The sequence below is a fragment of the Nocardia sp. NPDC004722 genome, assembly GCF_053601505.1.
This window is the reverse complement of the sequence record NZ_JBSGBY010000177.1, coordinates 1-13637: the sequence shown is the minus strand read 5'-3', so window position 1 is coordinate 13637 and position 13637 is coordinate 1. Positions and strand designations below refer to the sequence as shown.

At 62.8% G+C, this 13637-nt stretch carries 7 protein-coding genes and 1 pseudogene; 4 read left to right on the top strand and 4 right to left on the bottom strand.

Annotated elements, in window-relative coordinates:
• Positions 1 to 65 precede the first annotated feature (65 nt).
• The 4 genes from ACWELQ_RS19020 to ACWELQ_RS19005 all read right to left on the bottom strand — a co-directional run bounded on the left by ACWELQ_RS19020 (position 66) and on the right by ACWELQ_RS19005 (position 4098).
• Positions 66 to 1439 (bottom strand): DUF6119 family protein, encoded by a 1374-nt coding sequence (locus ACWELQ_RS19020; protein WP_452398364.1) that lies wholly within the window; start codon positions 1437 to 1439, stop codon positions 66 to 68.
• A 93-nt stretch (positions 1440 to 1532) separates the two neighbouring features.
• Positions 1533 to 2798, bottom strand: coding sequence for a DNA sulfur modification protein DndB (locus tag ACWELQ_RS19015; RefSeq protein ID WP_452398363.1), 1266 nt, complete (start codon positions 2796 to 2798; stop codon positions 1533 to 1535).
• Between the two features lie 96 nt (positions 2799 to 2894).
• Positions 2895 to 3578, bottom strand: coding sequence for a DUF4352 domain-containing protein (locus ACWELQ_RS19010; protein ID WP_452398362.1), 684 nt, complete (start codon positions 3576 to 3578; stop codon positions 2895 to 2897).
• 79 nt (positions 3579 to 3657) lie between these two features.
• Positions 3658 to 4098, bottom strand: a complete 441-nt coding sequence (locus tag ACWELQ_RS19005; protein WP_452398361.1) for a hypothetical protein — start codon at positions 4096 to 4098, stop codon at positions 3658 to 3660.
• A gap of 304 nt (positions 4099 to 4402) precedes the next feature.
• Between ACWELQ_RS19005 and ACWELQ_RS19000 the strand changes: the two genes are divergently transcribed.
• The 4 genes and pseudogenes from ACWELQ_RS19000 to ACWELQ_RS18985 form a co-directional block, all read left to right on the top strand.
• Positions 4403 to 6373 (top strand): N-6 DNA methylase, encoded by a 1971-nt coding sequence (locus ACWELQ_RS19000; RefSeq protein ID WP_452398360.1) that lies wholly within the window; start codon positions 4403 to 4405, stop codon positions 6371 to 6373.
• 12 nt (positions 6374 to 6385) lie between these two features.
• The gene (locus ACWELQ_RS18995; protein ID WP_452398359.1) at positions 6386 to 7396 is read left to right on the top strand and encodes a serine/threonine-protein kinase; all 1011 of its coding nucleotides are present in this window, start codon (positions 6386 to 6388) and stop codon (positions 7394 to 7396) included.
• A gap of 18 nt (positions 7397 to 7414) precedes the next feature.
• Positions 7415 to 10189, top strand: coding sequence for a helicase-related protein (locus tag ACWELQ_RS18990; RefSeq protein ID WP_452398358.1), 2775 nt, complete (start codon positions 7415 to 7417; stop codon positions 10187 to 10189).
• A pseudogene (locus ACWELQ_RS18985) lies at positions 10186 to 13637 on the top strand (hypothetical protein); the annotation flags it as partial. The gene ACWELQ_RS18990 and the pseudogene ACWELQ_RS18985, both read left to right, overlap by 4 nt.

Below are 13637 nucleotides of genomic sequence, written 5' to 3'. Positions count from 1 at the left end.
ATTGCCCGGCGCGACGGACGCCGCCAACATGCCGAGTTCTGCCGCGCCCGAGTGGGTTCCGGACGCTAGGGGCCGCCCCGGATGTGGTCGCAGGCGCTCAGCGGCGCGGCGCGATCCGCGGCCTTGATATGTACGAGTTCCTTTGCTTTGGTGAAGCCGTCGCAGGATTCGAATCCATTTCCGTTGTGCACGGTCGTCTTGATGAGCTGCCTGTCGAGGCAAAGGAATGCCTGAGGTCCGAGCTCCTTCTGAACGCGCTGGTTGTAGGGCGTCTCGTCTTCTCCGACATGCCAGACGGGCAACGCGATCGACGGTGACTCGGGCATGAGTTCGCGGATGTGGTGGTTGATCGACTGCAGGAAGGCCGTCCCACATTCGAGCCATTCACCTTCCGACAGGCAGTAGACCCTGGAGCCGATCGAGATGGAGAGCTCGAGCCACTGGTCAGCCGCTCTATCCGGGCCGCTGTCGTCCGGCCGCTGTCCGAGAATCAATCCGATGGTGCCGTTGCGCAGTGCTGCGGCGGGATTGTCGGTCCGGTCGCACAGCGCTCGTACAACATCCTGATCCAGCTCGTCGACGATCTGCACGGCATCGCCGATCTCGAGGATGTACCCGGTGACCTCGTGCCGAAGGTCGGCGAGATCGTTCGGAATCGTGAACTCGATCACCGCATCCGATTTCTCCCGAAGGCAGTCTCCGAGCCGTGCTTCGAGTTCCGTCAGAACCTCGTCATCGGTTACCGGCTGGACGGCTTCGAGGAGCTCGAAGTCGCTGGGAACATCGCGCCGTCCGATCTCCGCGATCCGACGCAGGACATGAACGAAGCGATCCGGGTCGACGGGCATTGATACCGTCAGGGTAGAACCACCCCGGATCGAGACCTGCTGGCGGTGATCGAGCCCGAGCTCGGCGGCATCGATGACGCCTCCGAGACGCTTAACCAGATCGGTCCACTCCCGAATTCCGATGCCGCTGATCGGAATACCGCTCGCCGTGTAGGTATCGTCCTGTCGGCCGACAGCGGCCATACTTCTCCGACTCACCTCACGCACCTTGTGCGGATCGACCACTCGCAGCGCGATCTGCAGCCCGAAGTTGTTGACCTTCAGATCGTGGGGGAGATACAGGTAGCCTGTGCCGTACCCGATCGCGAAGACGGTGGTGTCAACCGCGATGACGAGAACGGCAGCCGCATCGGTGCAGCTGAGTTCGATGTGACGGCCGGTCAGCGTCGACAGGCTCTCGCACCATCCGGTGGGCTTCTCCGGCAACTGTTTTGTGAACAGGACGGCCGCTGCGTCGCCGATACGGAACTCGTTGACATCGAAGCCTTCGTCGAGCAATTTGCCCGTCGCCATCGCGTCGAAGATTGCGTTGGTGTTGGGCTGCACGTGTTTCAGACGGTAGATCGAGACCTTACGAACGCTAGCGGCCATGGTTCATCTCCTTCGATTCGGCAATGCCGTCTTCCTTTGGTGGTGAGGGGTGGATCGGCAGCACCGTCTCGAATTCCGTTGCTGCCCTGCGGGTTACAGCCCGATCGGCGCCTTGCTGTACCAGCGGGCGATCACGCCCACCAGGTGGACGATGTTCTGGGTACGCATGATCGGCGCCGCCGCGTTGGGCTCGAAGTCCGTATGGGCGTCGCTGGTGCGCCAGATGCTGGTCTCGGCGACCGGGGCCGCCATGTGCGGGTCGAGCCGCTTGAAGAACTCGGTGATGTCGTCGAGTTCCGCGGGGTTGTCACCGGCGCGGAGTTCACGGAACACACCGCCGAGCACCCGCAGCATGCCGACCGAGCCGAGCAGCGAGGTGCGGCGAACCCGCTGTGACATGGTCAGTTCGTCGGCCTTGCGCGCCGCGTCGGTGTCCTCCTCAGTGATGGCCGCGAGGTCGGTGAACGCGGTGGAGATGACGTCGAGGAAGTCCTTGACCTGCTCGATGACTTCGCCGTCGGTCAGCGTCTGCTCGGCCTTCTTACTGATCCGGCCGCCGGCCCCGGCGATGACCGCCCGAGTGACGTCGGCAACGTGCTTGGCGCCCAACAGGTTCGGATTCTTCAACGTCATCCGGTCCTGCTCGGCATCGACGCGACCCTTCAACAGCGGATGGTCGATGACATCGGAGAGGGTCCGATTGGCGACCTTGTAGTTGTCGAAGCGAGCCCGCACCGCGCTGCTGATGCCCTTCGCGTTGTCGGCGACGTCGACGAACATCTGCTGCGCCTTGATCGGATCCGGTTCGACGTAGATGTCGAGGCCGACATACTCCTGCTTGAGCCGATTCATCTGCGTCACCAGCTTGTCGCGATCGGCCTGAAGTTTCGCGGCCTTCTCCACGCTGACCTTGCGTGCCAGCTCCCGATCGATCGCGGAGATGGCGTCGGTGATCCGCTGCTTCTCGATCGACACCCCGAGCACACGGTGCTGGCCGTCGATGGTGCGCAGCGTGGCGATGCCTCCGATCGCCCAAGGCACGGTCAGATAGCCGACCCGCCCCGCGTCATCCGCAGGTTCAAAGATGCAACCGCCGCCATCGCGCGCCAGCAGGGCGGGTGCGACCCAATCCTGCTTGGCGTCGAGATACTCGCCGAAGTGCTTGGCGTGCAGGCGATCCACCTTGCGGTTGTCCTTGTCGACGTTGTTCGGGTCGGGGACCGGGAGGACTGTGGGGAGGTCGAGGAGGGGCACGCGGGTCGAGTAGACCGAGCGGCCGCCCTGAACGGTCTTGAGGGCGAGGTAGGTGCTCGAGTCCTGGGGCTTGGACAGGAAACGGGGATCGATGGCGATGGTCATATCAACTCCAAAGGTGTTTCAGTACTACGGAATAGAGGCTCGAGTGCGGTTGTGGGGCCTGGCGGCGGCGATCCCCGGCGCCAAGGCAGAGTCCGACTACCGCAACGACACCGTGGTGCCGCCGGAGAACATCGAGTCGTGCAGGACGATGTGATCGGGCTCGGAGTCGGCGGGCAGATCAAAGACGACCTGCGCGGTAATGCTGTTGCCGGGGTTGATGTCGGCGTACAGGCTGGTGTCGGCCTGCAAGTTGATCGCGGCCGCAGCATCGTTGCCGAACTTGCGGTTCTTCGTGTCGAAGACGTACTGGTTGCCGGGGGAGAACCCGTACGGCACGTTCGAGGTGTTGCGCACCGTGATCGACACGATCGTGTACGCACCCTGCGCGATCTTGCGGAGGAACTGGTTGTCACCGAGTTCCTTGACGCCACTCTGGATTTCGGTGACGACGAACTCGAACTTGCCGTCCCGAACCGGAGTATTCAAGCCCGGAGCCGGCGGCTTGACCGGCGCACCGCCACTCGACGTGTTCGGCGTACCGCTGGCTGCGGTTGCCGGAGTGGTCGGCTGTGTGGTCTTCTCGCCCTTGCCGCTCAGGGCCCCTCCGACGCCGCAGACAACGACGATCGCGGCCAGAACAATCAAGATGATTTTGAGGGCATTCGACTTCTTTGGAGGCTGCGGCGGTACCGGGTGGCCGTAAGGACCCTGCGGCGGAACCGAACCTGTCGGCTGGATGGGGCCCTGGTGATAAGGCTGCTGTTCAGGTTGAAAGTTCATGGGATTCCTAGTAATTCGTTGACAGAGACACAGCTCGATACGTCGTCTGAGCGTGTTATCGGTTCTTTGGGTGGACTGATCAGCGAATGCCATGAGCGCGACGGACTGCCCAGCGTGCTACTGCCAGTACGCGAGCGCGCAAGGCTGCGCCGAGGCCGGTCGTCCTGGGCTTGACGCAAGGCGGAGGTGCTGCCTGCGTGAGGCGGCGGCGGGCCGCTTCTGCCTTGGTGATCGGTTCGGTTCGTATGGCGACTTCGAGCGGGGTCGGAATCGTCGAAGGGCGGGCCTGCGTCGGCTCGAGGATCAGTGGTCGATGGTCGGTGGCCTCCTCGCGGACCGGCTCATTGCGCGCGACCTCAGGCTCGCCCACCTTCGCCGAGCTTCTGTTGTAGTCCTCGAGCGACCAACTCGTGAGGTGCCAACCGTCACAGGTGGGGCAGCAGTACACCCGCTGCTCCCGGCGCGCCGGATTCGTGCGGTCCAGGCAGGCCAGCACGATCTCAGCGTCGCTGCGAGTCATGAAGCGCTACTTGCCGATTGCGCACCGCGTAGTGGGCACGCGGGTGTGCCGCCTCATGAGATCTGATCCGTTACTGAGCCCCAATGCTCTGTGGGTCCTATGCGCCCGTCGATTTCCTCGGCGCTGCCGAAGTTCTCCCCTCATCTGTGCCATTGCGAAGTCCCCTCCCCGGTTGTAGCACTTGACGATGTTCGATCGATTTCCGTTGTGGACACTATACATGCGTGAAAACATTGTCAAACTGAATGTCGAACTTTGACTTCGGCTCTTTTGTGGTTAGGATCGCTTCGTCGAGAGGAGAGCCATGGCAGACGCTCCACCACTGGTCACAGCGGCGGATATCTCCCGTTACGCCGGTGTCACCCGTGCGACGGTCAGCAATTGGCGGCGGCGCCACTCCGACTTTCCAGCATCAGCTGGCGGCACCGAGGCACGACCGATGTTCGACCTCGACGAGGTCAAAGCGTGGCTTGCTGCCCACGGTTACGGTGCAACGCAATCCCCGGTTTCTGAGCTACGCACCCTGGTCCAGGCGCATGTTCGTCCGGACGATGTTGTGCCACTGCTGAAGACTGTGGTAATCGAGCAGGGCCGATTAGCGGTGACCGGTGTGCCTGGGCAATTCTCCCCAGAGCTGTGGGCTGCAGTACGTAATGTCGCCGAACACGAAGGTGCCCGGACCGTGCTCGAGGCGCTGGCTGAGCGGGCCCTCCAAGGAACGCTGGAGTCGGGGGTCTACTGGACTCCTGAATCACTGGCCAGATTTATGGCGCAGTTCGTTGCGCGGCCGTCTGATGGTTGTCCGGTCAGTGTGCTCGATCCGGCATGCGGCCGCGGCGGCCTACTGATCGAAGCGGCTCGACTTGGCGCGCTGAAGCTCTACGGGCAGGACTCCGCGTCGGTTCAGACGGAACTTGCCCGGCTATCGGTAGCGCTGGAAACAGGGATAGATCCCGACGTCCGCACAGGAGACAGTCTGCGCGCCGACGCATTCCCCGATCTTCAGGTCGATGCCGTGCTGTGTATTCCGCCTTTCGGACAACGTGATTGGGGTGCGGACGAGCTGAGGTTCGATTCGCGCTGGGAATACGGCGAGCCGGTGCGCCTCGAGTCCGAGTTGGCGTGGGTGCAACACGGACTTGCGCACCTTCAGCCCGGGGGCACTGCCGTGTTCGCGCTGCCGCCCGGAGTTGCATTTCGGACATCCGGTCGCCGGATCCGGGCGGCTCTGCTCCGGGCGGGCGCGGTGCAGGCCGTCATAGCTCTACCGAGCGGGCTCCTGCCGTGGACGACGATCGCGATCCAACTGTGGATTCTGCGCCGTCCCGATGCCGACGGGGCGGGACGCGGAAAAGTGTTGTTCGTCGATGTTTCGGCGGCGCGAGAACCTTTCGAGACCTACACCGATCAAGCCCTTTCGATCTGGCGAGCCTTCGACGCTGATCCGGAGGGATTCACTGCGGTTCCGGACCTCGCGGCATCGGTTCCGGTTATCGCGTTACTGGATGATCTGGTTGATCTGACTCCAGGGCGATACAGTCGTGCTCCTCTCGATCCCGCGGCATTGGTCGAACGTATCGGGCAGGTTGCCGCGGATCTGTCAGTGCAAACGGACCGCCTACAGGCGGATGTCGCAGCTGCCGGGAAATGGTGCGTCGCACAGCAAAAGTCGTTGCGCACAGCCACTATCTCCGATCTGGCTCAACGTGGCATGCTGCAAATTCTGCGCACTTCTCAGGTGCCCGCAGAGCAGACAGCCGCAGCCGCGGTGGATGCCTCACGCTCAGTGCTGTCCGGTCGCGATCTCGTCACAGGTGGGCGTGCCTCAGAAACCGTTGGTGAGCTGGCCGTATCGTCGAATCTTGTGGTGATCGAGGTCGGCGATGTGCTGCTACCGGTGGTTCGCGGCAATCGCCAGGGCGGCGCACCTATTCGAGTGGCCGACGAAACCGACGCCGGCGTTATCGCTGGTACTGGTGTGATCGTGTTGCGTCCGGATCCGAAACACATCGATCCATGGTTCCTGGCGGGTTTCGCGGCCAATGCTGACAACGGTGCTACTTCGGGGGGAGCTACGACGATCCGTACCGAAACGAACCGAGTTCGAATACCGTTGCTGCCGTTGTCCGAACAAGGGGGGTACGGCATGGCTTTCAGGCACATGACCGAACTACGTGCGATAGCTCGGCAGGTTGCCGAATCCGCCGATACATATGCAGGGCTTGTCGTCTCCGGTCTGACGACCGGCGCGCTGAACCCCGCTCGACAGTTCTGAGGGGAGGAGCCGGTGGAGCGACTGAAAGACACCGATCCCAAGCGGATCGGCGATGTCGCGGTCCGCGGTCGGCTCGGCAACGGTGGAATGGGCCGGGTCTACTTCGGCGTCACCGACGATGGGGATCCGGTGGCTCTCAAGCTGATTCGCGAGGACCTTCTGGGGCGGGAAGAGGTACGCGCCCGCTTCGCACGCGAACTTGACGCCCTTCGGTCTGTGCAGAGCCCGCATGTCGCGACTCTGCTGACCGCCTCTGACGAAGAAGAGGAAAGGCCCTGGCTCGCCATCGAATACATTCGCGGTCTGAGCCTCAAAGAGTTGATCGAAACGCGTGGTCCGCTCGATGCGGATCAGACCGCGGTTCTTGGCCTGCTGCTGACGAAGGCGCTCGACGACATCCACGCCGCCGGGTTGTTGCACCGGGATTTCAAGCCCGGCAACATCCTGATGGGTCGGGAGGGCCCGAAGGTTATCGATCTGGGATTGGCGGCGTTCATGGAGGGGCCCACCGATCTCACCGGCAGTCAAGCCCATCTCGGTACGCCAGTGTGCATGTCGCCCGAGCAGATCACGACGCCACGGCACCTGACCGCTGCCGCGGACATCTATGCCTTGGGTGCCACGCTAATGTACGTTCTGACCAGGCATTTTCCGTTTCAGGACAAAGCTGCCCCCACGCTCCTATACAAGATCTCCGATCCGAAAACGCTGCCCGATTTCAGTGGTGTGCCCGAATCGTTCGAGCAAATCCTGCACCGGATGCTTGCCTTCGACCCGGCCGCCCGGCCACCCGTCTCCGAACTGCACGCATGGTTCACGCAGCTGATCGGCAACCGATTACCGGCAGCGATCCGGAACCTTGCCGTTTCGACTTACGTTGAGCGGGAGTCCGATCCGCCGGAACCGACTCCGCCGCCGCGTCCGCATCGCAAAGACCTGTCCACGTTCGCGCCACCAGGGTCGGTGATCTACCAGCTCGCCGAGCGGCTGCGCACCAATTACGCCTCCACTGCCCGATTCTGACCAGCTCAAAGGAGCACAGTGAGCGAGACTGCCTACCCGCCTGGTGCCCGGATCGAAGTCCGCGACGCCGAGTGGATCGTCCGCACCTGCGCGAAAATCCGACATGCCGACGGTGACAGTTACCGCATCACCGCGGTCGGCGCCTCGGAGTTCGTCCGCGACGAGGAAGCGGTTTTCTTTACCGAACTGGACGAGATCAGCTTGTTACGGCCCGAGGACACCACACTCGAGCAGGACGAGACACCGCGCTTCGCGAAGAGCCGGCTGTTTCTGGAAGCGGTGCTGCGCCGCACGCCGCTGCCGCAGACCGAGAAGGGATTGGCGCTTGCCGACCGGTTCCTGCTGGACCCGCTTGCCTACCAACAGCGCCCGGCCGTTAAGGCCCTGGAAGCCCTGCGCCCGCGCATCTTGCTGGCAGATGTGGTCGGCTTGGGTAAGACGCTGGAGATCGGCTTGATTCTGGGGGAGCTGATCCGGCGCGGTCGTGGCGAACGCATCCTGGTCGTCACGCCGCAGCAGGTGCTCGAGCAGTTCCAACGTGAGCTCTGGACCAGGTTCGCGATTCCCTTGATCCGGCTGGATTCGGTTGGCATCGAACGCATTCAGAAGTACATCCCGGCCGGCCGTAACCCTTTCACCTACTACAAGCGGGTCATCGTCTCGATCGACACCCTCAAGAACGAGGGGAAGTACGGTCATCACCTGGAGAAGATGAACTGGGACGCGGTCGTCATCGACGAGTCGCACAACCTGATCGGTGAAACCAGCCTGCGCAACAAGCTGGCCCAGCTGCTGGCGCGCCAGACCGATGCGCTGCTGCTGGCCAGCGCGACCCCGCACAACGGCAACACCGAGTCCTTCGCCGAGCTGATCCGCATGCTCGATCCGGCGGCGATCGCCGACACGTCAAAGTATCAGGCGAAAGACATTGCGCACCTGTACATTCGGCGCACCAAGACCGACTCCGAGGTACGCAATCAGATAGGCACGAAGTGGCCGGATCGGGGGCCGTCGGTGCCGCTTCGCTGCGCGGCCACCCCGGCGGAGGAGAAGATTTTCGCGGAGTTGACCGAGGTCTGGCTGGCCGGTGAGCAGCGGCTCGGCGGCCCGGTGGTCGGCACCAAGAACCGACTGTTCCCCTACACGCTGCTCAAATCCTTCCTGTCGTCGCACAAGGCGCTCGCCAAGACTGTGGCCAACCGGTTGCAGTCCGCCGAGGAACAACGCGAGATCGACGCGCTGAAGACGTTGCAGCAGTTGACTTCTCGAATGACCGACGACGATTCGGCTAAACTCGCTGCTCTCGTCGCCCGGCTGAAGGAGATCGGCGTTGGCCCTAAGAGCCGCACCCGCGTAGTGGTTTTCTCCGAAAGCGTCGAAACGGTCAACTGGCTGCACGACCTGCTGCCACGCGCCCTGGGGCTTCGCGCGGACGGGGTTGAGAAGCTGCTCGGGAACGGCATGTCCGATCAGGCGCAGCAGGACATCATCGAGGGATTCGGCTTGTCCGACAGCGCGGTTCGAGTGCTCGTCACCACCGACGTCACCTCCGAAGGCGTCAACCTGCACCACCAGTGCAACCATCTGATCCACTACGACGTGCCGTGGAGCCTGATCCGCATCGAACAGCGCAACGGTCGCATTGACCGCTACGGACAGAAGGAACATCCTCAGTTCGACGCCGTCATCCTCACTTCGGAACTGGAGGGGGCCAAGGACGACCGGACCGTGGCGGAGAAGCTGCTCGCGAAAGAGGAAGCGGCACACCGCAGTCTCGGGACAGCGGAGGCGGTCACCGGTGAATACCGGGCCGAGCGGGAAGAGCGTCGGCTGATTCAGGATCTGTTGGCGGGCAAGACCGTTGACGAGTCGCTGGACGTGCAACCCCTTGATGACGTGCTCGCCGACCTGCTCGGCTCGATCGGCACCGACGAGCTCGACGGGGACCCGGCGCGTGCCAACGCGCCGCACCTGTTCGACAGCACGGAGGCGTTCGTCAAGGAGTCGATCGACTCCTTGTGTCTGCTCAACGATCTCGAAGACGACGGGGAGATGCTGGCGTTCACACCGCCGAAGGATCTGGTGCACCGGTTGTCCGCGCTGCCTTCCGACTACATGCGCATGCATCGGGTGGACCAGCGCATGAAGGTCACATTCAATCGGAAACTGGCGCAACGCAAGCTGACCGAGGCACGCGACACCAAGATGATGTGGCCGGAGATCGCCTACCTGTCGGATCTGCATCCGCTGGTCGACTGGGTCACCGACAAGGTCCTGGTCCGGTTGGGGCGGCAAAAGGCCCCTGCGATCGTGGCCGCCGTCGATGAACCGGTGTTCCTCATCCAAGGCATCTACTCCAACTCGCTGGGTCAGCCCACCGTGGTGGAGTGGATGGCCGTGACCGCCGACGGCGTACTGCCGCGGCCGATGACCGAAGTCCTCGCCGACGCCAAGGTCGGACCGGGCATGACCAATACCAGGCGAACCGTGGACCTCGCCCCGCTCCAGGCCCGCATCCCGGAGGTCGTGGCCGCCGCGCGCGCCCACCTGAATGCGCGCCGCAGCGAATATGACGCCAAAGTCATTGCACCGCTCAATGAATACCGTCACAGGCTCCAGACCTGGGAGCAACTCACCCTCGACGGACTCCCCGAGGCCCGCAAGAGCCGACGTGACGCCGTCAACGAAACCGTCGACCGCCAACAGCAGCTGCTCGACGCCATGCAGACTTCCGGCGCGCCCTTGCTGCGGGTGCTGGCCGTCCTCGTTCCGCAGCAGGAGGCAGCGCAGTGAGGCTCGATTCACTCGTCAATCGTGGCGACTATTTCTCGGCGCACTATCTTGCCGAAGTGCTGCCGAAGGACCTGAAGAAGAAGGACGGCCTGCTGGCCGCCTGGACCGAGCGTGAGAAGCAGCACCGGCAGCAACAGCAGCCCCCCGCGGACCCGACCGCGGAGGCCACCGTCGAACGCACCTGGGCGACTCCACGGCAGGGTCTGCGCGCACTCGGCAAACCGTACTTCGCTGATCGTCCCTACTTCGCCGACCTCGACGCGCGCCGCCGCGACGGCGAGCCGCTCACCGCACGCGAATCGGCCGAACAGCACAAGAAATTGCACGAGCTGCACGGTGATGTGCTGCGCGCCTTGGGTTTCGACGCCCAGCCGCGAGAACTGACCATCGAGCGCACGGGCCGCGAGCACGCCGTCCCCGTCGCCTACGCCGACGACCACCTCATCGCCATTGAATGCGGTTGGGCCGTCGACGTGGACGCCGCACTCGACGACAGTCAAGCCGGACGACTGCTCACCCCGGTCCCGCTGGACAACCACACGGAACTCACCTCCGGCACGAAACTCGCCAAATGGCTGTTCGCGGGCGACAACCCGCCACGCTATGTGCTCATCCTCGCCGGTGGCGTGGTGATCCTAGCCGACCGCGCCACCTGGGGAGAAGGCCGCTACCTCGGTGTCAGCCTCGATATCGCGTTGGGTCGCAACGATATCGACGAACTGTCGGTCATCGCTGCCCTGTTCGGCGCGGACTCGCTGCTCCCGCCCGCCGAAGGCGGCTCCGAACCGCTCACCGATCTCCTCACCAGCTCCCGCAACCACGCGGTCGGCGTCTCCAAGGAACTCCGCGACGGTCTCAAGGAATCGGTCGAGCTGATCGCCAACGAGGTGCTCGACCGCATCCGCGCCCAGGGCGCACGCCCTGAGGACATCATGGAACCCGCCGCCCTCGCCAAGGAGCTGGGCCGGGAATCCCTGCGCTACCTGTACCGAATCCTGTTCCTGCTCTATGCCGAAGCACGCCCGGAACTGGGCATCCTGCCCACCGACGACCAGGACTACGGCCGCGGCTACAGCCTGGCTCGCCTCGGCGATCTGGTGGTACGCGACCTCTGCGACGAGGACAACCTGCACCTATATGAGTCCCTGGATCTGTTGTTCAAGTTGGTCAACGAGGGACACCGGCCGCGCACGGCTGAGGAGCTCGCCGCGAAAAAGGCCGCCGAAGTGGAGCTGGCAAACGACGGCAAGCTGTCCGAGGGCAACAAACTCTCCGAGGAGGTGGGACTGCGCTTCGAGCCCATGCGCTCGGACCTGTTCGAGCCCACCGCAATCAGTCTCATCCGCGCCGATCTCCTCATCGATGACGACGAAGGCCGCACCGTCGACACCCGGCTCCGCAACGCCTGCCTCTACCAGGTGCTGCGCAAGCTCATGCTCGCCAAGGGCCGACGCAAGGAACGCGGCGGCTTCATCTCCTACGCTCAGCTCGGCATCAACCAGCTCGGCGCGGTGTACGAGGGCCTGATGTCCTACACAGGATTCATCGCCACCGAGGACCTGTACGAGGTCGCCAAGAACGGCGACCCCAAGGACGGGTCCTGGATGGTTCCTAAATCCAAGGAAAACGAGTATCCAGACGACGTTTTCGTCCGACGTGTAGATGATGACGGCACGAAGTCCGGTGAGAAGGTGCGGTACACGAAGGGGCACTTTGTCTACCGTCTTGCTGGCCGTGACCGTGAGACGAGCGCCTCCTACTACACCCCGGAATCTCTGACCAGCGTCACTGTGCAACTCGCGCTGAAATACCGTCTCGATCAGGACGACACGACCACCACGGCGCAGGAGATCCTCGGCTGGAAGATCTGCGAGCCCGCCCTCGGGTCCGGAGCATTCCTCAACGAGGCCATCAATCAGGTGGCGGCGGAGTATCTGAAGCGGCGTCAGCGTGAGCTCGGCATCGACATCGACCCAGAAAAATACGAGGAAGAGCTGCAGAAGGCGAAAGCCTATATTGCCCTGCACAACTCGTACGGCGTCGATCTTAACGAGACCGCAGTCGAACTAGCGGAAGTCTCCCTCTGGCTCAACGTCATGCATCCCGGCTTGCAGGCTCCCTGGTTCGGCCTTCACCTCCGACGCGGCAACTCTCTCATCGGTGCGGGACGCAAGGTGTATAGCGCCGCGCAACTGACCAAGGGCGAATGGCTCACGCAGGCACCCGAAGACCTGCCCTTCTCCGCAGGACCGTTGCCCGCAGGCAAAATTCACCACTTCCTGGTGCCTGCCGACGGTTGGGGCGCGGTCGCGGGGGCCAAAGAGGCGAAGGCCCTGGCACCGGAACGGGCGAAAGCGCTGGCCGACTGGCGCAAGGGTATGAAGAAGAGGGTCTCCGACAAGAAGGCCAATGGTCGGCGAGCTTCACAACTCCAGCGCCTTCAGGCCCTCGCCGGTCGCGTGGAATACCTGTGGGATCTGGTTATCCAGCGACTCACCATCTCCGAGCTCGAGATCAGCCGCAAAATCGAAGTATGGGGCGCGGACTGGCTCACGCATCCGGAACATGCCGTGTCCAAGGAGAAGGTGTATCAGGACCTCACCGCGCCGGGCACACCGTACTGGCGGCTGAAGAAGGTCATGGACACTTGGTGCGCACTGTGGTTCTGGTCATTGAATGAGGTAGGCCTGCTCAACGGCAGCGACGCTCGGTACACAAGGGAGCAGGCCACCAATTCTCTTGTGGATTCACTGGTTTCGGTAGAACCGCCCAACGCACCAGAGATCGCGATGGAATCGTCCGGCTTCGAGCAGATTTATGTCACCGAGTCGTTGTTCAGCCTCGGCAACGAACAACTTGACCTGGCAGGGTATGCCCAAACGCAGGTCACAAGTACCCGCAAGCCCAAGGCGGCACGCCGACCGAGCTTCGACCCGGTACGCGAGATCATTCCGTTGCAGAGCCTGGATGACTGGATCGACTTCGTGGAGGCGGTGCTCGGCCGGGCGGATGTGCCGGAAGATTCGTTGGTCACCAGTTTCGTGGGCCTGAAGGATCTGGAGGAATACGAGGACCAACTGCCGGTATGGATGGGCATGGATTCGGAATTCAAGCTGGGCGAGAGGTTTCCGTGGTTTGGTTCTGCAGAGGTAATCGCTGACAGCCAGGGCTTCTTCCATTGGAATCTGCAATTCGCGCAAATCTTCAGTTGTGGAGGATTCGACATCCAGGTTGGAAACCCGCCCTGGGTTCGTCCGGAATGGGATGAATCCGGTGTATTGGCCGAAAGTGACCCTTGGTTTAAACTGTATCCAACGGCCGCGCCTGGACTTTTTAATGAAAAACGAGATCTTCTGCGAAATGATTCTATTGACCGCGGATATCTTCAGGAGCTTTCGTCGCACACTGGAATATCTGAATTTATAGGTTCCCCTGCTGTTTATCCACC

What these genes read in the sequence shown, in the direction of transcription:
- ACWELQ_RS19020 (WP_452398364.1), bottom strand. Translation starts at nt 1,439, where the DNA reads ATGGCCGCTAGCGTTCGTAAGGTCTCGATCTACCGTCTGAAACACGTG.
- ACWELQ_RS19015 (WP_452398363.1), bottom strand. Translation starts at nt 2,798, where the DNA reads ATGACCATCGCCATCGATCCCCGTTTCCTGTCCAAGCCCCAGGACTCG.
- ACWELQ_RS19010 (WP_452398362.1), bottom strand. Translation starts at nt 3,578, where the DNA reads ATGAACTTTCAACCTGAACAGCAGCCTTATCACCAGGGCCCCATCCAG.
- ACWELQ_RS19005 (WP_452398361.1), bottom strand. Translation starts at nt 4,098, where the DNA reads ATGACTCGCAGCGACGCTGAGATCGTGCTGGCCTGCCTGGACCGCACG.
- ACWELQ_RS19000 (WP_452398360.1), top strand. Translation starts at nt 4,403, where the DNA reads ATGGCAGACGCTCCACCACTGGTCACAGCGGCGGATATCTCCCGTTAC.